This is a genomic window from Rhizobium sp. N324 (genome assembly GCF_001664485.1).
Classification (GTDB): domain Bacteria; phylum Pseudomonadota; class Alphaproteobacteria; order Rhizobiales; family Rhizobiaceae; genus Rhizobium.
On record NZ_CP013630.1, the window covers coordinates 4,576,353 to 4,594,513 of the forward strand.

General features: G+C 61.5%; 17 protein-coding genes and 1 pseudogene. 10 read left to right on the plus strand and 8 right to left on the minus strand.

Annotation, left to right across the window (positions count from 1 at the left end; all coding sequences use genetic code 11):
* The first annotated feature begins 103 nt into the window (after nucleotides 1–103).
* The 4 genes from AMK05_RS22010 to AMK05_RS22025 all read left to right on the plus strand — a co-directional run bounded on the left by AMK05_RS22010 (nucleotide 104) and on the right by AMK05_RS22025 (nucleotide 4,652).
* Entirely contained in the window at nucleotides 104–1,501 is a 1,398-nt protein-coding gene (locus AMK05_RS22010; RefSeq protein ID WP_064841162.1) for a murein hydrolase activator EnvC family protein, read from the plus strand.
* Nucleotides 1,491–2,813, plus strand: coding sequence for a S41 family peptidase (locus tag AMK05_RS22015; RefSeq protein ID WP_064841163.1), 1,323 nt, complete (start codon nucleotides 1,491–1,493; stop codon nucleotides 2,811–2,813). Before AMK05_RS22010 ends, AMK05_RS22015 begins: the two co-directional genes overlap by 11 nt.
* Nucleotides 2,814–2,889: 76 nt before the next feature.
* Nucleotides 2,890–4,083 carry a divergent polysaccharide deacetylase family protein gene (locus AMK05_RS22020; RefSeq protein ID WP_064841165.1) on the plus strand — a complete coding sequence of 398 codons (1,194 nt, stop codon included), beginning with the start codon at nucleotides 2,890–2,892 and terminating at the stop codon, nucleotides 4,081–4,083.
* A 38-nt stretch (nucleotides 4,084–4,121) separates the two neighbouring features.
* On the plus strand, nucleotides 4,122–4,652 hold the full coding sequence (locus AMK05_RS22025; RefSeq protein ID WP_064841166.1) for an RNA pyrophosphohydrolase: 531 nt from the start codon (nucleotides 4,122–4,124) through the stop codon (nucleotides 4,650–4,652).
* 71 nt (nucleotides 4,653–4,723) lie between these two features.
* On the opposite strand, the gene bfr is transcribed toward AMK05_RS22025, so the two are convergent.
* From bfr to AMK05_RS35620, 5 genes and pseudogenes are all read right to left on the minus strand, one after another.
* Entirely contained in the window at nucleotides 4,724–5,209 is a 486-nt protein-coding gene (bfr, locus tag AMK05_RS22030) for a bacterioferritin (RefSeq protein ID WP_064841167.1), read from the minus strand.
* Nucleotides 5,175–5,574: pseudogene (locus AMK05_RS33540) on the minus strand ((2Fe-2S)-binding protein). The gene bfr and the pseudogene AMK05_RS33540 overlap by 35 nt, the downstream one beginning before the upstream one ends.
* Nucleotides 5,575–5,696: 122 nt before the next feature.
* Nucleotides 5,697–9,161, minus strand: coding sequence for an error-prone DNA polymerase (locus AMK05_RS22040; protein WP_064841170.1), 3,465 nt, complete (start codon nucleotides 9,159–9,161; stop codon nucleotides 5,697–5,699).
* Nucleotides 9,158–10,573 carry a Y-family DNA polymerase gene (locus AMK05_RS22045; RefSeq protein WP_064841172.1) on the minus strand — a complete coding sequence of 472 codons (1,416 nt, stop codon included), beginning with the start codon at nucleotides 10,571–10,573 and terminating at the stop codon, nucleotides 9,158–9,160. The genes AMK05_RS22040 and AMK05_RS22045 overlap by 4 nt, the downstream gene beginning before the upstream one ends.
* A gap of 40 nt (nucleotides 10,574–10,613) precedes the next feature.
* Entirely contained in the window at nucleotides 10,614–11,558 is a 945-nt protein-coding gene (locus tag AMK05_RS35620) for an ImuA family protein (RefSeq protein WP_064841173.1), read from the minus strand.
* Between the two features lie 161 nt (nucleotides 11,559–11,719).
* Between AMK05_RS35620 and AMK05_RS22055 the strand changes: the two genes are divergently transcribed.
* Nucleotides 11,720–12,157 (plus strand): metallopeptidase family protein, encoded by a 438-nt coding sequence (locus AMK05_RS22055; RefSeq protein ID WP_064841175.1) that lies wholly within the window; start codon nucleotides 11,720–11,722, stop codon nucleotides 12,155–12,157.
* A 42-nt stretch (nucleotides 12,158–12,199) separates the two neighbouring features.
* Here AMK05_RS22055 and AMK05_RS22060 read toward each other — a convergent pair whose 3' ends face one another.
* Both AMK05_RS22060 and AMK05_RS22065 read right to left on the minus strand, forming a co-directional pair.
* Nucleotides 12,200–12,406 carry a DUF1737 domain-containing protein gene (locus AMK05_RS22060; protein ID WP_064841176.1) on the minus strand — a complete coding sequence of 69 codons (207 nt, stop codon included), beginning with the start codon at nucleotides 12,404–12,406 and terminating at the stop codon, nucleotides 12,200–12,202.
* Nucleotides 12,406–13,311: an HpcH/HpaI aldolase/citrate lyase family protein gene (locus tag AMK05_RS22065; protein ID WP_064841178.1), complete on the minus strand. Its 906-nt coding sequence runs from the start codon at nucleotides 13,309–13,311 to the stop codon at nucleotides 12,406–12,408. The genes AMK05_RS22060 and AMK05_RS22065 overlap by 1 nt, the downstream gene beginning before the upstream one ends.
* 113 nt (nucleotides 13,312–13,424) lie before the next feature.
* Here AMK05_RS22065 and AMK05_RS22070 point away from each other — a divergent pair, with 113 nt between their 5' ends.
* From AMK05_RS22070 to leuD, 3 genes are all read left to right on the plus strand, one after another.
* Nucleotides 13,425–13,658: a hypothetical protein gene (locus tag AMK05_RS22070; protein WP_064841180.1), complete on the plus strand. Its 234-nt coding sequence runs from the start codon at nucleotides 13,425–13,427 to the stop codon at nucleotides 13,656–13,658.
* 107 nt (nucleotides 13,659–13,765) lie between these two features.
* Nucleotides 13,766–14,185 (plus strand): VOC family protein, encoded by a 420-nt coding sequence (locus tag AMK05_RS22075; RefSeq protein ID WP_049733270.1) that lies wholly within the window; start codon nucleotides 13,766–13,768, stop codon nucleotides 14,183–14,185.
* A gap of 135 nt (nucleotides 14,186–14,320) precedes the next feature.
* On the plus strand, nucleotides 14,321–14,929 hold the full coding sequence (gene leuD / locus AMK05_RS22080; RefSeq protein ID WP_064841181.1) for a 3-isopropylmalate dehydratase small subunit: 609 nt from the start codon (nucleotides 14,321–14,323) through the stop codon (nucleotides 14,927–14,929).
* A gap of 61 nt (nucleotides 14,930–14,990) precedes the next feature.
* Here the strand turns inward: leuD and AMK05_RS22085 are convergent, their stop codons facing one another.
* Complete coding sequence (locus AMK05_RS22085; RefSeq protein ID WP_064841183.1) at nucleotides 14,991–15,923, minus strand: pyridoxal-phosphate dependent enzyme; 933 nt, start codon at nucleotides 15,921–15,923, stop codon at nucleotides 14,991–14,993.
* A gap of 169 nt (nucleotides 15,924–16,092) precedes the next feature.
* On the opposite strand from AMK05_RS22085, the gene leuB reads away from it, so the two are divergent.
* Together leuB and lpxE are read left to right on the plus strand one after the other, a co-directional pair.
* The gene (gene leuB, locus AMK05_RS22090) at nucleotides 16,093–17,205 is read left to right on the plus strand and encodes a 3-isopropylmalate dehydrogenase (protein WP_064841184.1); all 1,113 of its coding nucleotides are present in this window, start codon (nucleotides 16,093–16,095) and stop codon (nucleotides 17,203–17,205) included.
* Nucleotides 17,206–17,381: 176 nt separating this feature from the next.
* Nucleotides 17,382–18,134: a lipid A 1-phosphatase LpxE gene (gene lpxE / locus AMK05_RS22095; protein WP_171899818.1), complete on the plus strand. Its 753-nt coding sequence runs from the start codon at nucleotides 17,382–17,384 to the stop codon at nucleotides 18,132–18,134.
* Nucleotides 18,135–18,161 lie beyond the last annotated feature (27 nt).

The following is an 18,161-nucleotide window of genomic DNA, read 5'->3' on the forward strand; positions in this document are numbered from 1 at the left end:
GCTTCGAACTTTCTGGCAAAGCGCGCCAAATCAGCTTAGTCTCCGCGCGATTTGAGAAAGTGCCCCAACACGCATGACGAGAGCATCCACCAGGCGACACCGCATGATCCTGCCGGCTATCGCGGCCGGTATCGGTGCGGCGGTGATTGCCGTGTCGGCAGATCCCTTCATCGTCCGGGCGCAGGATGCCGCACCTGAAGCGGCACAATCGGCGCCGCCGGCAGCCGAGCCGCCCCCACCTGATCCGGCCGCCGAACTGGCCGCCAAACGGGATAAGACCCGTGCCGAACTCGAAACCCTGTCGAAAACCATCAGTCTTTCCAGCGACAAAGTGAGCGCGCTGCAGCAGAGCATCGCCGATCTGGAAAAAAACACGCAAAGCATCCGTCAGGCGCTGATCGAGTCCGCCGCCCGCCGCAAGGGGCTCGACAAGCAGATCCTCGAAAGCGAGAAGAAGCTTGCCGATCTCGGCGTCAAGGAGGATGGCATCCGCCGGTCCCTGCACGAGCGCCGCGGCCTGCTGGCAGAAGTGCTGGCAGCGCTGCAGCGCATGGGCCGCAACCCGCCGCCGGCTTTGCTCGTCACCCCTGACGACGCGCTCGCCTCGGTGCGCAGCGCCATCCTGCTCGGCGCCGTGGTGCCCGGCATCCGCAAGGAGACCGACAAGCTTGCCGGCGACCTGGCAAGCCTCGCCGCCTTGCAGGCCGCAAGCGCTGCCGAAAAGGCCGGCCTGACCGCGACGATGACGGATAGTATCGAGGAAGAGCGGCGCATGGACCTGCTGCTTGCCGAAAACGACAAGCTCAGCCGCAGCAACGCCGCCGAACTCGAGGCCGAGAGAAAACGCTCGGAGGAACTGGCAGGCAAGGCGACCAGCCTTGAAGGTCTCGTCGCCTCGATGGAATCCGAGATCGCTTCGGTGCGCGATGCCGCCGCCGCCGCCCGTCAGGCGGAGGAGAACCGCAAGCTGATGACGGACGAGCAGCGCGCCCAGGCCAAGGCCTTGGCCGACAGTGGTGTGCCCGATAAAAACCGCATTGCGCCCGCATATCCCTTCGGAGAATTGAAGGCGAAATTGGAGGTGCCCGTTGCCGGCGATATCCTGCGCCAGTTCGGCGATGCCGACGGCACCGGCCACGAGGCGATGGGAATGACGGTCGCCACCAATCCGGAGACGGTGGTGACGGCGCCTGCCGATGGCCTGGTGGTTTTCGCCGGCGCTTTCCGCAGTTACGGCCAGATGATCATCCTGGACACCGGCGATGGTTACCACTTGGTTCTCTCGGGAATGGACACGATCAATACCCGTCAGGGAAAATTCGTTTTCTCCGGCGAGCCGCTCGCCGTGATGGGCGCGAAAAGAGTGGCAAGCGCAACTGCATTGGCGCTGGAAACGGACCGGCCAACGCTTTACATTGAATTTCGAAAGGACGGTAAACCGGTCGATTCCCGACCGTGGTGGACCGCCAAAGACACTGGAAAGGCACGCAATGATTCGTAGGGCTTCTCTTGTTCTGGTCGGCGCATTGATGGGTGCGACCGCCATGAGCGTCATTTACTCGGCGGGCGTGCCGGCAGAAGCGGCCGGATCCTCCACCTACAAGGAACTCTCGGTGTTCGGCGACGTCTTCGAGCGTGTGCGCGCCCAATATGTGACGCCGCCGGCCGAAGACAAGCTGATCGAAAACGCCATCAACGGCATGCTCTCTTCGCTGGATCCGCATTCGAGCTACATGAATGCGAAGGACGCCGAGGACATGCGCACCCAGACCAAGGGTGAATTCGGTGGCCTCGGCATCGAAGTCACCATGGAAGACGAACTCGTCAAGGTCATCACCCCGATCGACGATACGCCCGCCGCCAAGGCCGGTGTTCTCGCCGGCGATTACATCTCCGAGATCGACGGCCAGTCCGTGCGTGGCCTGAAGCTCGAGGACGCCGTCGAGAAGATGCGCGGCGCCGTCAACACGCCGATCAAGCTGACGCTGATCCGCAAGGGCGCCGACAAGCCGATCGAGCTGACGATCGTCCGTGACGTCGTCGCCGTCCAGGCCGTCAAGTCGCGTGTCGAGGACGATGTCGGTTATCTCCGCATCATCTCCTTCACCGAGAAGACCTATCCCGACATGGAAAAGGCGATCAAGAAGATCAAGGACACCGTTCCGGCCGACAAGCTGAAGGGTTATGTCCTCGACCTGCGCCTCAATCCGGGCGGTCTGCTCGACCAGGCGATCAACGTCTCCGATGCGCTGCTGCAGCGCGGCGAAGTCGTGTCGACCCGCGGCCGCAATCCCGATGAAACCCGCCGCTTCAATGCCGGCCCGGGCGACCTGACGGATGGCAAGCCGGTGATCGTGCTGATCAACGGTGGCTCGGCCTCCGCATCGGAAATCGTCGCCGGCGCTCTTCAGGATCTGCGCCGCGCCACCGTTCTCGGCACGCGCTCCTTCGGTAAGGGCTCCGTCCAGACGATCATCCCGCTCGGCGAAAACGGCGCGCTGCGCCTGACCACGGCGCTCTACTACACGCCGTCGGGCCGCTCGATCCAGGGCACCGGCATCACCCCCGACATCAAGGTCGAGGAGCCGCTGCCGGAGGAACTGCAGGGCAAGATGGTAACCGAAGGCGAATCCAGCCTGCGCGGCCACATCAAGGGCCAGAGCGAGACCGACGAAGGTTCGGGCTCCGTAGCCTATGTGCCGCCGGATCCGAAGGACGACGTGCAGTTGAACTACGCGCTCGATCTGCTGCGCGGCAAGAAGACCGACCCGTCCTTCCCGCCGAACCCCGACAAAGCCGTCGTCGCCAAGTAATGATCACCTCAAGGCCGGGCACCTCGTCCGGCCTTGACCCTTTCTGCTGTTTCCCGGTTTTGGAGCGGGTAAAAAATTGGGAACGGACCTGCATGCGCCTTTGGGCCGCAACCGCAAAACCGGCAGCCGGCGCCCGGGTGTTCTGCGCCTCGGTCGTATCGCAGCCAGTCTTTGTCTTTTCGCCATAGGCGGCTTTTCCCTCTATACGGCGTTTCGCGGCGATGGGCTTGAGCGCCCCAAGCCATCGGCCACCGAACAGGCCGCAACGCCATCCTCCAATACCCCTCAGCCACCGGCGAGCGCCAACCAGGCGGCGGACGGCATGCCGCGCGCCGAACCGCGCTCGGGCGCCAACGTCGAACAGATGGTCACCGGCGACGGCTCCGTCGTCACCAAATACAGCCCCCGCCCGCGCGACGGCGGCGGGCCGGTGCTGGTCGATGCCATGCAGATCGGCCAGGATCCGCGCATGGCGGCCCAGCCGAATGAAGCGCTGCTCGAGGAAACGCCTTTCGGCAGGTTGCCGATCGTCGGCCCCGACGGCCGGCGGCCGATGGATCAATATGCCCGCCCCGCATCCGGCGCGCGCGGCGTCCGCATCGCCATCGTGGTCAGCGGCCTCGGGCTCAGCCAGACGGGGACGCAGCGCGCCATCGCCGAATTGCCCGAAGAAATCACCTTCGCCTTTGCCGCAAGCGGCAACAGCCTGCAGCGCTGGATGCAGGAGGCCCGCCGCGGCGGCCATGAGATTCTGCTGCAAGTGCCGCTCGAACCGTTTGATTATCCGGCGAACGATCCGGGTCCGGAAACTCTGCTGACCTCGAAGCCGGTCGCCCGCAACATCGAGAACCTGCACAAGGCGATGGGCGAAATCACCAATTATACCGGCATCATGAACTATCTCGGTGGCCGTTTCCTCTCCGATTCCACCGCCATGGAGCCGGTGATGCGCGATATCGGCAAGCGCGGCCTGCTGTTCCTCGACGACGGCACCTCGGCGCAGTCGAAGACGGCGGTGGTCGCCAAGGGCACCGAGCTGCCCTACGCCTTCGCCGACCTGCAACTCGACGGCCAACTCGATATCAATGCCGTTCTGAAGAAGCTCGACGAACTCGAGCGCATCGCCCGCAAGAACGGCCAGGCGATCGGTGTCGCCTCGGCTTTCGATGAGAGCGTCGACGCCATCGCCAAATGGAGCGAGGAGGCTGCGATGCGCGGCATCGAGATCGTCGGCGTCGCCGCCCTGACCAGCGACCCCCAGAATCCGTGAAAAGCAATCCCTGAGACCATTCCTGAACGGAGAAGAAGATGAGCCGGGCGACCGTAAAAGCCGAGGACCTGCCCTACCGCCCCTGCGTCGGCGTGATGATCCTGAACCGCGATGGCCTGGTTTGGGCCGGGCGGCGCATTCCCGACGGCAATTCGGAGTATGACGGCTCGCCGCAGCTCTGGCAGATGCCGCAGGGCGGCATCGACAAGGGCGAGGATCCCTTGGACGCCGCCTATCGCGAGCTCTACGAGGAGACCGGCATCAAGACGGTGACCCTGCTTGCCGAAGCGGCAGACTGGATCAACTATGATCTGCCGCCGGCGCTGATCGGCATCGGATTGAAAGGAAAATTCCGCGGCCAGACGCAGCGCTGGTTCGCTTTCCGCTTCGATGGCGACGACAGCGAGATCGCCATCAACCCGCCGCCCGGCGGCCACGAGCCGGAATTCGATTGCTGGGAATGGAAGCCGATGCAGGAACTGCCGGGACTGATCGTCCCTTTCAAGCGCAGCGTCTACGACCAAGTGGTGGCCGAGTTCCAGCATCTGGCGGCGTTGCGGGAAGACTGATCGAGACGGATTCGTTTGATAATACAGATATGGAATACCGGCCGCCTGAGCGGCCGGTATTCGTTCGAATGTTATTCGGCTTCGTTGGCGGAATCGGCGTTGAGCTGGCCGTATTTGCTCTCGCCGATTTTCCCGAGCAGATCGAGCTGCGTTTCGAGGAAGTCGATATGGCCTTCCTCATCCATCAGCAGCTCTTCGAAGAGTTTCATGGAAACGTAATCGCCGGCTTCGTAACAGATATCGCGCGATTTCTTGTAGGCCGCGCGGGCGTCGTATTCGCCGGCAAGATCGGCCTCGAGCACTTCCTTGACGTTCTGGCCGATGCGCAGAGGCGCAAGGGTCTGCAGATTGGGGTGGCCTTCAAGGAAAATGATGCGTGCAACAAGCCGGTCGGCATGGTGCATCTCTTCGATCGATTCGGCGCGTTCCTTCTTGGCGAGCTTGGTGTAGCCCCAGTCCTCAAGAAGACGATAATGTACCCAATATTGATTGACTGCCCCGAGCTCGAGGAACAACGCCTCGTTAAGCCGCTCGATGACTTTTTTGTCGCCTTTCAATGTCCGCTCTCCTGTTTTCCTCATGGAATTGTTTCAAGCGTGACATGAAATCAAATATTTCGGTCTCCGTCGAGTGGCGACGGGCGTGATATTCCTCGGTCGTCTGGATGATGATGTCGACGACGTTGGGGAAGCAGCCGCAGCAGCGGCCGCGTTTTTCCATGGCGTGGTAGACCTTCGCCGGCACGATAAGCTGCCAACAGTCTTCATCGAGAAGGTTGGTGATAACCTCCCGGATTTCCTTGTCGGTTATATAGTTGCAGCTGCAGACAAGCACGTCTTCATTTCCAAACATGACACTGACTATCGTGTTTTCTGCTAAAGAAGATGGTGGCTGTCAAGAAAAAATTCGAGCACCGCTTCATGGGATGCGGCGTCCAAATGACAAGCCGATGCATATCGTCCGGGATTATCCAGTGCTTCCAGGATGATGACGCCATAAGGCAACTGAAGGCGGGCCGCGGGATCCCGACGGGTGCGGCGCATTTTAATGGAAGTTGCGTCCGCGCGGCATCACCTCGGCAGTTTCCGCTATGCCGGAATTGCGGCCTGTGGCCGCCATTCGTTTTTCCAGCTCCGCTCTCTCCTGTGCATGTGCAAGCTTTTTCTGCCGCTGATCGACACCTGGGCTCAGCACTTCGTCTGCCCGCTCGCAGACGCCGAAACGCCGGGCCTCGCGCTGCAGGATGCCGAGCGCCGGCGTCATGTCCTCGATTTGCTCGACGACGGTATGGATCACGCCGCTCTGGCTTTGCAGCCTGCCGCGGATTTTCACCAACCGGGCGCCCATCACAACCGAGCGGTATGTGTCGAAGATTTTCGGCCAGACGATCGCATTGGCGACGCCGGTCTCATCCTCGAGCGTCATGAAGATCACGCCTTTGGCCGATCCCGGCCGTTGGCGCACCGGCACCAGGCCCGCAATCGTCACCCTTCTGCCGTTGGCGACTTTCAACAGATCGACATTGCGCGTCACATCGGCATGCCGCAATTCCTCGCGCAGGAAGGAGACCGGATGCGCCTTCAGCGACAGCGAGAGATAACGATAGTCCTCGATGACCTGCTCTCCCGGCAGCATGTCCGGCAGCTTCGTTGCCGGCTCAGCCTGGAGATCGACATGACGGACCTGCTCGAAAAGCGGCAGCTCCTCGGCTGCGCTCTTCACATCCAAGGCCCGCACCGCCCAGAGCGCGTCGCGTCGCGATAGCTTGAGGGATTGGAAGGCATCGGCATCCGCCAGCCGCTCGATGACGGATTTCTGCAGGCCGGACCGCAGCCAGAGGTCCCGAACGGAACCGTAGCCTCTGCCTCGATGTTTGACGAGCAGCTCCATCTCCTTATCCGAGATGCCCTTGATCTGCCGAAAGCCGAGCCGCACCGCATGCCGGGCCTTGATGATCCCGCGCATCTCACGGTGATGGAAATCGACAGCATTCGGATCGAAAGCAGCCTCTTCCAGACCGCAATCCCAATCGGATTCATTGATGTCGACCGGCAGGATCCTTACCCCATGCTCGCGTGCATCCCGTACCAGCTGCGCCGGCGCATAGAACCCCATCGGCTGGGAATTCAGCATCGCCGCGCAGAAGACGTCGGGATAATAGGCCTTGAGCCAAGAGGAGGCATAGACGAGCAGCGCAAAGGAGGCGGCATGGCTTTCAGGGAAGCCATATTCACCGAAGCCTTTGATCTGGTTGAAACATTGCTGCGCGAATTCCCGAGCATAACCCTTTGAGGCCATTCCCTCGATGAACCTCGTCTCGAAATTGCCGATCGTGCCGGTTCGCTTGAATGTCGCCATCGCCCTGCGAAGCTTGTCGGCTTCCGCAGGCGCAAAGCCTGCAGCGGTAATGGCGATCTGCATCGCCTGTTCCTGAAACAGCGGCACGCCGAGGGTTCTTTCCAGAACCGTTTTCAGCTCCTCGCTTGGATATTCGATCGGGATATTCCTGGCCCGCTGCTCCCGGCGCTTCAGATAGGGATGCACCATATCGCCCTGGATGGGGCCCGGCCGGACGATCGCCACCTCGATGACGAGGTCGTAGAACAGCTTCGGCTTCAGGCGCGGCAGCATGCTCATCTGCGCCCGGCTCTCGATCTGGAAGACGCCAAGCGTATCGGCCCGGCCCATCATCTCGTAAACCGGCCTGCCTTCGTCCCCATGTTCCCTGTTGCCGAGATCGGCGAGCGTCTTCTTCACGCCGTAATGCAGTTCAAGCAGCGAAAAACCCTTCCGCAGGCAGGTCAGCATGCCGAGCGCCAGCACATCCACCTTGAGGATCTTGACGTTGTCGAGATCGTCCTTGTCCCATTCGATCATGTAGCGGTCCGGCATGGCCGTCTTCATGATCGGCACCACCTCGTCGAGCCGGTCCCGCGTTATGACGAAGCCGCCGACATGCTGGGTGAGGTGGCGCGGGAAGCCGAGAAGCGCGGAGGCATATTTCAGCACGTTCCTGGTGACCGGATCCTTGATGTCGAGGCCGGCCGCCTTGGCATCGCGCTCGGAAAGATTGTCCTCCGACCAGCCCCAGACGAGACTGCTGATCGCCGACTGGACATCTTCCGACAGTCCGAAGGCCTTGGCGACCTCGCGGCCGGCCGAGCGGGTACGGTAGGTCGTTACCCCCGCCGTCAGCCCGGCATGTTCTCTCTTATAGGTTCTGTAGATGAACTGGATGACCTCTTCGCGCCGATCATGCTCGAAATCGACATCGATATCCGGCGGTTCGTCGCGGTCCATCGAAATGAAACGGTCGAACAGCAGCGTGCTCTTTTGAGGATCGACTTCCGTAATTTCGAGACAATAGCAGATGACCGAATTTGCCGCCGATCCGCGCCCCTGGCACAAGACCTTGAGGTCATAACGGGCGTGCTGGATGATCCTGTAAACCGTCAGGAAATAGGAGGCGTAGTTCTTATCGCCGATGAGTTTCAGTTCATAATCGATCTGCTGCGCCACTTTGGACGGCACACCCTCGGGATAGCGCCTTGCGGCTCCCGCCCTCGTCAGCCTATCGAGCGTCTCCTGCGGCGTTTCGCCGGGATCGTTTTCAGGCGGATAATTATGCTCCAATTCCTTCAGCGAAAAGGTCAGCTTATCGAAGAAAGCCTGGCTATTTTCGATCGCAGCCGGATAGTCCCGGAATATCCGGGCCATTTCACGTGAATCCTTAAGGTAGCGTTCGGCATTCGGCGCCAGCAGGAATCCGGCTTGCGCTATCTGCACGTGCTCCCGGATCGCGATCACCACATCCGAAAGCGGCCGGCGTTCGGGATGATGGTAAAGTGGCTGGTTGGTCGCAATCAGCGGCACGCGGTTTCGCGCCGCAAGCATGGCAAGCACCGCAAAGACCTGCCGGTCGCGGCCGTCATAGGCCGGGGCCAGCGCCATGAAAAAATCCTTGCGGAACCGTCTGCGAAACCGTTCCAGATAATCTTCCAGCGCCGACTGGCCTGACTGACGATCGACAAGAGTGCGATCGGGAACAAGCGCGAGCATCATCTCGTCTCCCCATTCCATGAGCTCGGCTTCCGTCAGGAAGCAGCTTCCCTTGACCGCTTCTTCCTTCAGATTGCCGGCGCTGAGAAGGCGGCAGAGATTTGCCCAGCCCCGCCGATTGCGCGGGTAGGCGAGGATATCCGGCGTGTCGTCGCAAAAGACCAGACGGGCGCCCGGCTGAATCCGGATGGGATCGAAAATCCTTTCCGTTTTCCCGTCCTTCTCCGCCTGGGCCAGGATCGCATCTCTGTTCCTGTATCTCTCCTCGAGCTGCAGCGCCTGCGCATGCGCCCTGACGACGCCGGCAACCGAATTCCGGTCCGCAATGCCGAGACCGCCGAGCCGGAGATGAGCGGCCTGGACGACCATCTCTTCCGGACTGGAGGCGCCCTCGAGAAACGAAAAATTCGTTCTCACGCCGATCTCGAAAAATGCCGGCCCGCTTTTCATGCAAACACACCGTGCATGAACCAGCGAGGATCGAGTTCCCGGCCATAGAAACCGCGACGATAGATCCAGAAGCGATGTCCGGCCTCGTCCTCGATGCGGAAATAGTCACGCGCCTCGGCGTCATCCCCATCGATCCACCACTCCATGGCGATCCGTTCCGGCCCTTCGCTTCTTGCCACCTGATGCTGCATGCGCCGCCAGCGGAAGATCTGCGGCGGACCATCGGGCACTTCGGCAAGCATGATCTCGACCGGCTCCGGCGTTGCGAAGAGCCGCAGCGGGCGCTCCTCGCGGAAAGGAAGCTGGATGCCCTGCGCCGCCTTCCGCCTGGGAAGAGCATCCATCACGGGAACCGTGATGACGGCGCGTTCCGGCACATGGCTCTCGCGGAGCTGGAAGCTTTGCAGGCAATCCGCACCCAGCCGGGCCGAGACCCGGTCGACGAAAACAGAAAGCGAGATCTCGCCCTGACGGTCGCCCTCGAAATCCGCCTGGGCCTCGTTGAAGGGATCATGCCGCAGCACATTCAACCGCAGGATTTCGAAACCATAGCCGGCATCGAGATCGTCATAAACCGCCTGCAATCGCTCGGAAAAAAGCCCGGCAATGAATTTTGGTTCACGAAGCGGCTGCGAAGCACCGACGGAGATACGAAAGACCCTGCCGTCGACGCGGAACAGCACCAGTTCGAACACCCGTCCACCGATCCCCCGCGTCTCCAGCGACGGCTGCAGCGACACGGCGACCTGCCGCGTGACGGCAAGGATCTGTTCTTCCGTCCCGATGGGCTCGATCAGGCGGCTTTCGGCCGAGAGGCTGGCGACCGGACGCCGCGGCGAGACCGGCTCCTCCTCACGTCCCAGCGCCTGGTCGAGCCGCAGAAGCAGTCCCGGGCCGAACCGGCGGGTCAGCGGCGCGCGCGGTGCATCGATGACGTCGCCGATATATTTCAGGCCGAGCTTCTTCAGCGCATCGACGGTTTGTCCTTCCAGCCGCAAGGCTGCCACCGGCAAGGACATCAGCACCTGCTTCGTCTCCTCATCCTCTATCACGCCGCCTCGCCCGAAGCGCGACGCGGCCCAGGAAAGGCCTGGCGAGGATGAGATGGCGCCGCGCGCATCGATTCCCATATGAAAAAGCCGCGACAGCACATCCTTGAGAAGCGGCTTTTCCCCACCGAAGAGATGGGCGCAGCCGCTAATGTCAAGAAACAGGCCGTCCTTGCCGTCGAACGCCACCAGCGGCGTATAACGGTCGCACCAGTCGGCAATGGCCTCCAGCAGCCGGCGGTCGGCCGCCGGATCCTCTTCCGCGACCTCGAGCATTGGGTACATGGCCCGCGCTTCGGCAACGCCCTGGTCCTTTTTCAGCCCCAGCCTTTCGGCCAACTCGTCCAGCGCCGTCAGCCGCATGGCATTGTTGAGTTTGCCGGAACAGACGATAGGCGGTGCCTCAGGACGCCCTGTCGAACGCCAGGAGAGCCCCCATCGCCTGCGGGCGATGCGGTCCGTTGGCAGATGCGGAAAGCTGAGCGCCAGAATGCGCTGACTGCTCGCCTGGAGAACGAAGGAGGTTTGGCTCGGCGACGGGGAGAAATTCGCGTCCATGGGGGTTCCACTCCAGAAAAAAGCAGAGCGGGGCCGGATTGCGCCCCTTCTCCAGCGTGAGACGGAAAATCGGATTGCCGATGCTGCCGGAAAGCTTCGATCCATCCGGCAACGGCCGCAGACCGGATGGCGCCGGCTCGACATGCAGACGGAAGGCCGCACTGCTTGCCTCTTCCGCCCCGGCCTGGCGGACAAGAAAGAGCGGACGGCGGGCAGCACGCGCCCTGAGACTGAGCCTGCGGCTTTCGGTCAGGCCGAAATGGGCGGGATTGCCTCGCACTTCGAAGATGACCGCCGAAAAGGCAGCGCTTTCCACCGCGGTCTCCACCAGCCAGAGCGCCTCGTCCAGCTTGCGCGGCGCGGCATGGAAAAACCGCTCCGGGCTCAGCCCGAAATCCCGAAGCCCGGGAACATAGGGACGGCCGGCCTCCAGCGTGCCGACAGCATCGCCGATCCAGAGCAGCGGGGAAAGCCTGCCGGCATCCGCCTCTTGGCTCTGCAGCCGCGCGGCGACGGCCAGCGCCAGCCCGCTTGCCGCACCGGCATCACGCGACAGAGCGGAGCGGAATTCGGTGATCGCATCGAGCGGCAGGCCGCCTTCCAGCGCCTCATCAAGCGATTCCACCCCGAACGCCAGGGGCGGCAGACTGCGCCTCTGCCGTGTCTTGCCTCCGTCCGCCAGGGCTTCCCGCTCCGCTGCCGCAAGCGCCGGCGCGGGCTTCCCCTCCAATCTGGCGATGGTTTCGCGGAGCGCAAAAAGCCGCTCGCGCGCCAGGGCGTGCTGCGCCATGGCGTTCTCCAATCCGTCTTGTTCCTGTTATGTTCTTATAGATTCCAGAGAGCTAATGAAGAGTCAACGGCCATTTTCTATGAATTTATTCCTGCCTTTGATTCCGCACTCGAAAACCGGCGATAAAGGTTCTATATGGGCCCGCAAAGGAAGGAATATTCATGGCCCGCATAGACCAGAGCGATGATTGGCGGGACCGCCATGCGCCGACGATCAGCACCTTCGAGTCGCTGGCCATGGAGGCCTATAGCCATCTGCCGGATGAATTTCGCCGGTTGACGACCAACCTCACGATCGAGATCGAAGACTTCCCCGATGACGATGTTTTCGAGGACATGGCGTTGGAAACCCCTTTCGATCTGCTCGGCCTTTTCGAAGGCAGGGGCATTTCCGAACGTTTCACGGTGGAAACCGGCGAGATGCCGAACCGCATCCGCCTCTACCGGCGCCCCATTCTCGATTACTGGGCCGAGAATGACGAGACGCTCGGCGATATCATCACCCACGTCCTGATCCACGAAATCGGCCACCATTTCGGGCTGAGCGACGACGATATGGAGCGGATCGAGGCAAGCGCTGAGGAAGCCGCCGAGCGCTAACGCATCGCCCGAAAAAACCGGCATCGCTCGGTGCTGTAAACCTTACTGCTCGGAGAGCTTCATCTCGGGATGGTAATCCTTGCCTTCGACGGTCTTGACGACCGCCTGGCCGCACTGCATCGCGCCGGTTGCGGCATTGAAGGCATAGGTCGGCGAGCCCTCCAGCGACCAGCCCTTGTTGAGGGCGGCGGTGACCTTGTGGCAGAAGGAAGCGTCGTCGGGACCGGTCAGGAAGCGGTAAAGTTTCATCAGGCGGGCTTTCTTGCAGAAATCAGGCGAGCTTTATGAACCAGGCTTTCGGCTTGGACAAGATGCAGCCGCTCGATCATCCGCCCGCCTGAATTGATGACGTTCAAGCCATCGGAAGCCGGATCGGCAAAAGCCGATATGATCGCCTCCGCTTCCGCAATCGCTGCCGGGTCCGGGCCGAAATGCCGATTGGCGGGCTCGATCTGCGTGGGATGGATCAGCATCTTGCCGGCAAAGCCCATGGCCCGGCCCTGCAGGCATTCGGCATCGAAACCCTGCTCGTCCCTGAAATCGTTGAAGACGCTGTCGATCGCATCGAGCCCGTAAGCGCTGACCGCCAGGACGACCTGCATCAGCCACGGCACGAGATAGGTTCGTCCCGGCTGCGGCAAGACGCCCGTTTCCTTGCGCAGATCGTTGAGGCCGACGACGAGGCAATCGAGCCGCGAGCCCGGCGTCCGGCCGGCTTCGGCGATCGCCCCGGCATTCAGCACGCCGCGCGGCGTCTCGATCATCGCCCAGATGCGCAGTTCCTCCGGCGCATCCGCATCGGCGAGCAGATCGCCTATATCGGTAATACCGCGAGGTCCCTCCACCTTGGGAAGGAGGATGGCATCGGGCAAAAGCGCCTTGACCAGATCCAGGTCCACCGGACCGAATTCGGATGACAAAGAATTGATGCGAATGATCCTTTCCTTGCCTTCAAGCGGCGGCCCCGCAAAAAAGGCGCGCAGATTTTCCCGCGCTTGCCCCTTCTTCTCGGGCGAGACGGAATCCTCCAGATCGAAAATAACCGCATCGCAATCAAGCGAATGGCTTTTTTCGAGCGCCCGGAGATTGATGGCGGGCACGCTCAGCACCGAGCGGCGCAGATTTAAGGAACGGCGAGGGGGTATTTGGCTCATCGATCATTAGTGCCAAGCTTCGCAAAGCCGGGCAAGACAACAAAAAGCCATGCTTGCCTTGCAGAGAAGAAAAAGAAGGACACATTCCTTTCCGTAGAAAGGTACCAAACCCCATGCAGAACATTCGCTCCATCTTCTTCATGCTTGCCGGCGCCAGCGTTTTCGTGGCCATGCTGCTTCTCACCTTCTCGGTGACGCTTGCCGTCGGCGGCATTCTGACCGTGCTGATGGTCGGCCGCGCACTGTCGCTGAAGATGAAGCCCGCTCCGGTCCGCGCCAAGGCAAACAATGGCCAACGCGAAATGCGGATCTGGAACGACGGCCGCGGCACGATCATCGATCTCTAAGCCGCTTCACGCGAAAAACCGACCGACATTGTCGGATCATGCGTCCATGCTACGTCCTTGAAGCAGCCAGGCATCCAGCCGGCGCTTGAAAACGATGGAGGACGAGCATGAATGCGACGGAAAACAATCCGGTCAAGATGCCGCCGGTCAAAAATGGCCTGCTGCCCTATCTGACGGTCGGCGGCGCTGTGAAAGCCGCAGAATTCTACAAGAAAGCTTTCGGCGCCGAAGAAGCCTATATCGTGCCGGTCGACGAAAGCGGCCGGACGATGCATGTGCATCTCTACATCAACGGCAGTTCCCTCATGCTGTCGGATGCCTATCCGGAATACGGCCACCCCTTCAAAGGCCATGAAGGCTTCGCCATCCAGCTGGTTATCGACGATATCGATTTCTGGTGGGATCGCGCCGTCGCTGCCGGCGCCGAAGTCGTCATGCCGGTCGAACTGATGTTCTGGGGCGACCGTTACGGCCAGCTTCGCGACCCGTTCGGCGTGCTCTGGGGCCTGAACGCGCCGACCAAATAACCCGACATATTTAACGGGCAGGCCGCGCGAAACGTCGCGTGGCCCCCATTTTTCAAAGATTCTCCTTCATTTCGGCGAAAAACTGGACTAGATGCACATTCAGGAAAGTAGATTTGCTGAAATGGAGCATGCGTCATGGATAAATTCGTGAAGCTCACGGGCGTTGCAGCGCCCCTGCCGGTCGTCAATATCGACACCGACATGATCATTCCGAAAGATTATCTGAAGACCATCAAGCGCACCGGCCTCGGCACCGGCCTTTTCGCCGAAGCCCGTTATAACGAAGACGGCTCCGAAAATCCGGATTTCGTGCTGAACAAGCCGGCCTACCGCGATGCCAAGATCCTGGTTGCCGGCGACAATTTCGGCTGCGGCTCCTCGCGCGAGCACGCGCCATGGGCATTGCTCGATTTCGGCATCCGCTGCGTGATCTCCACCAGCTTCGCCGATATTTTCTACAACAACTGTTTCAAGAACGGCATCCTGCCGATCAAGGTCAGCCAGGAAAATCTCGACAAGCTGATGGACGACGCCTCGCGCGGTTCCAACGCCATCCTCACCGTCGACCTTGAGAACCTCGAAATCACCGGCCCCGATGGCGGCTCGATCAAGTTCGATCTCGACGAGTTCAAGCGTCACTGCCTGCTGAACGGTCTCGACGACATCGGCCTGACGCTGGAGAAGGGCAAGGCGATCGACAGCTTCGAAAAGAAGAACGCCGCTTCGCACCCCTGGGCGGCTTAAGCGCTCTCCAATAAATTCTCGATCAAGCCGGGCTTTGCCCGGCTTTTTCTTTGATCTCAGCTCAGAGAAACTTTTCTTTCCAGAGCCTCAGCTTTTCGAGCGATACGCCGATGCCGCCGCAGACTTCGATGAGCGGATTGTCGAAGCGGGCAAGCAGCCCGGCGTGCACATCGGCAACGGCAAGGGCCGCACCGCAGGCAGGCTCGACCAGAATGCGCTGCGCATCGGCAAATTTCAGGCAGGCGGCAACGGCATCGGCATCGCTGACGACAATGCTTTCGATCGGATGCCGTTTCGGCAGATCGAAGACATGCTGCGCCACCTGCCGCGCGCCGAGCGAGGTGGCAATCGAGGTGATGGCAGGCAGGGTGATGCGTTCATTCGCCCTGAGGCTGGCGTTCAGCGAGGCCGCGCCTTCCGTTTCGACGGCGATCACCGGCACATCGGCAAGCCCGTTGCGCTTCAGCCCCTCGACAATGCCGGCAAGCAGGCCGCCGCCGCCAACGCTGGTGACGACGCAATCGAATTTCGCACCCTTGGCCACCACCTCGTCGATCAGCGTCGCATGGCCATCCCACAGCAGCGGATGGTCGAAGGGATGCACATAACTCGCCTTGCGGCTCTCCGCGAGTTCGATTGCATGGGCATTGGCTTCGTCGAAAACCGCACCATGTACGAGCACATTCGCGCCGGTTGCGGCAATCACCTGCCGGACATCGGCCGCCGTCGTTTCCGGCACGACGATGGTGACCGGCACGCCGAGTGCCCGGCCGGCATAGGCCGCGGCGATACCGGCATTGCCGCCGGACGCGCAGAAGATCTCGCGCGCGCCATTTTCCACCGCGTGCTGGCAAAGCCGGCCGACGCCGCGCAGCTTGAAGCTGCCGGAAGGCTGCAGCGCATCGAGCTTCAGCCAGAGCCGTTTGCCGCTGGCGCTGTAGCCAGGCGCGGTCTGAACCAAGGGCGTATCGAGATGGAGCGGTGCGAAAGGCATGGGAAACATCCGTGGACATGGAAGGTAAGACGCCGTTCTAGCCCGTTTGCAGGCGCAGGAGCAATCATCACGACCGGGAGCGAAGCGTACCGATTCACCGCTTCTCTCGCTTGAAATGCCCATTTCCGGGGTCTAAGAAACCGCAACTTGTTTTTCCCAGGAGGGTTTCATGACTGTGCGCAATCTTTTCCTGCTGCCGGGTGACGGCATCGGTCCCGAGGCCATGGGCGAGGTCCGCAAGATCATCGCCTATATGAACGAGGCAATGAATGCCGGTTTCGTCACCGACGAAGGCCTTGTCGGCGGCTCTGCCTATGATGCGCATGGCGCGGCGATCTCGGAAGCCGATATGCAGAAGGCGCTGGCCGCCGATGCCGTTCTCTTCGGCGCCGTCGGCGGCCCGAAATGGGATAGCGTGCCTTACGAGGTGCGCCCGGAAGCCGGCCTGTTGCGGCTGCGCAAGGATCTGCAGCTGTTTGCCAACCTGCGTCCTGCCATCTGCTATCCGGCCCTTGCCTCGGCCTCGTCGCTGAAGCCGGAACTGGTCGAAGGCCTCGACATTCTGATCATCCGCGAACTGACGGGCGGCGTCTATTTCGGCGAGCCGAAGGAGATCATCGATCTCGGCAACGGCCAGAAGCGCGGCATCGACACCCAGGTCTACGACACTTACGAGATCGAGCGCATCGCCGGCGTCGCCTTCGAAATGGCCCGCACGCGCCAGAACCGCGTCTGCTCCATGGAAAAGCGTAACGTCATGAAGTCGGGTGTGCTCTGGAACCAGGTGGTGACCGAGACGCACAAGGCGAAATATTCCGACGTCCAGCTCGACCATATGCTCGCCGATGCCGGCGGCATGCAGCTGGTGCGCCAGCCCAAGCAGTTCGACGTCATCGTCACCGACAATCTCTTCGGCGACATGCTCTCCGACGTCGCCGCCATGCTGACCGGCTCGCTCGGCATGCTGCCGTCGGCCTCGCTCGGCGCGCCGGACGGCAAGACCGGCAAGCGCAAGGCGCTCTACGAGCCGGTGCACGGCTCGGCTCCCGACATCGCCGGCAAGGGCATTGCCAATCCGATCGCCATGATCGCCTCCTTCGCCATGTGCCTGCGTTACTCCTTCAATCTGGTGAAGGAAGCCGACGACCTGGAAAAGGCGATTGCCAACGTGCTCGACAAGGGCATCCGCACCGGCGACATCATGGCCGATGGCTGCAAGCAGGTCGGCACCGTCGAGATGGGCGATGCGATCCTCGCCGAGTTCAAGGCGTTTTCCGCCTGATATATTTCACGTGAAACAGTTCAGCCCTTCGCATCACGCATGCGGAGGGCTTTTTCGTGAAAGCGGAGATGCCTGAACGGTGGTCGGTCGAATTCTCCGAAACGGACTATTCTCAGCCACAATCTCGTGTATTTTTGCGCCGAATTCTAACCCGGCAAATTCGAACGGACGACGGAATGCGGGCATTTTGGGCTTCCCTGGACAGGCGCTGGCGCCGGAGCGGTGTCGGCATGCCACCTTTGCGCTGGCAGGCGAGCGTCTTCATCACGCTCAATGCCGTCATCCTTTCCATGCTGCTCTTCGATGCGCCGATCGGCGCCAGCGAGCCTTCCGCGCCGGTGAAGCAGCTCGGCGAAATGCTGACCGGTTTCGGCGATTCCGCTTGGCTGATCTACACCAGCATCCTGCTCTTCTTTCAGGGCAGGGCAGGCTACAGACTGTTGAAGACGGCGCGCTCCAAGGCGCAGGCGCTTTATGTCAGCTGGATCGGCGCTTACCTCTTCACCACGGTGGTCTTCTCCGGGCTTCTCGCCAATCTGCTGAAGCGGGCGATCGGCAGGGCGCGCCCTGATCACTTCCAGGATTACGGCATCTTTTCCTTCACACCCTTTTCGGGCCACGCCGCTTTCGAAAGCTTTCCGTCGGGCCATTCCACCACGGTCGGCGCCTTCTTCGCCGCCTTTGCGCTTCTCTTACCGCGCTATCGCGTTGCCTTCATTGCCTGTGCCATCTGGCTCGGCATGACGCGTGTCATGGTCGGCGCCCACTATCCGAGCGATGTCATCGCCGGCCTTGCCTTCGGCGCCTGGTTCTCGCTGCTGACGGCGATCGTCTATGCCCGCTGCGGCCTGCTCTTCAAACTGGCGCCGGACGGCTGGCCGCTCGCCAAGCGCCTGTTTCCGGACATGGAAAAGCCCGGCGCCTTGTAAGCGCCGGGCCGTTTTCTCAAGCTTCTC

What these genes read in the sequence shown, in the direction of transcription:
- AMK05_RS22040 (WP_064841170.1), bottom strand. Translation starts at nt 9,161, where the DNA reads ATGAAAAGCGGGCCGGCATTTTTCGAGATCGGCGTGAGAACGAATTTT.
- AMK05_RS22065 (WP_064841178.1), bottom strand. Translation starts at nt 13,311, where the DNA reads ATGAGCCAAATACCCCCTCGCCGTTCCTTAAATCTGCGCCGCTCGGTG.
- lpxE (WP_171899818.1), top strand. Translation starts at nt 17,382, where the DNA reads ATGCGGGCATTTTGGGCTTCCCTGGACAGGCGCTGGCGCCGGAGCGGT.
- AMK05_RS22055 (WP_064841175.1), top strand. Translation starts at nt 11,720, where the DNA reads ATGGCCCGCATAGACCAGAGCGATGATTGGCGGGACCGCCATGCGCCG.
- AMK05_RS22060 (WP_064841176.1), bottom strand. Translation starts at nt 12,406, where the DNA reads ATGAAACTTTACCGCTTCCTGACCGGTCCCGACGACGCTTCCTTCTGC.
- leuB (WP_064841184.1), top strand. Translation starts at nt 16,093, where the DNA reads ATGACTGTGCGCAATCTTTTCCTGCTGCCGGGTGACGGCATCGGTCCC.
- AMK05_RS22010 (WP_064841162.1), top strand. Translation starts at nt 104, where the DNA reads ATGATCCTGCCGGCTATCGCGGCCGGTATCGGTGCGGCGGTGATTGCC.
- AMK05_RS35620 (WP_064841173.1), bottom strand. Translation starts at nt 11,558, where the DNA reads ATGGCGCAGCACGCCCTGGCGCGCGAGCGGCTTTTTGCGCTCCGCGAA.
- AMK05_RS22085 (WP_064841183.1), bottom strand. Translation starts at nt 15,923, where the DNA reads ATGCCTTTCGCACCGCTCCATCTCGATACGCCCTTGGTTCAGACCGCG.
- AMK05_RS22070 (WP_064841180.1), top strand. Translation starts at nt 13,425, where the DNA reads ATGCAGAACATTCGCTCCATCTTCTTCATGCTTGCCGGCGCCAGCGTT.
- AMK05_RS22075 (WP_049733270.1), top strand. Translation starts at nt 13,766, where the DNA reads ATGAATGCGACGGAAAACAATCCGGTCAAGATGCCGCCGGTCAAAAAT.
- AMK05_RS22025 (WP_064841166.1), top strand. Translation starts at nt 4,122, where the DNA reads ATGAGCCGGGCGACCGTAAAAGCCGAGGACCTGCCCTACCGCCCCTGC.
- leuD (WP_064841181.1), top strand. Translation starts at nt 14,321, where the DNA reads ATGGATAAATTCGTGAAGCTCACGGGCGTTGCAGCGCCCCTGCCGGTC.
- AMK05_RS22015 (WP_064841163.1), top strand. Translation starts at nt 1,491, where the DNA reads ATGATTCGTAGGGCTTCTCTTGTTCTGGTCGGCGCATTGATGGGTGCG.
- AMK05_RS22045 (WP_064841172.1), bottom strand. Translation starts at nt 10,573, where the DNA reads ATGCGGCTGACGGCGCTGGACGAGTTGGCCGAAAGGCTGGGGCTGAAA.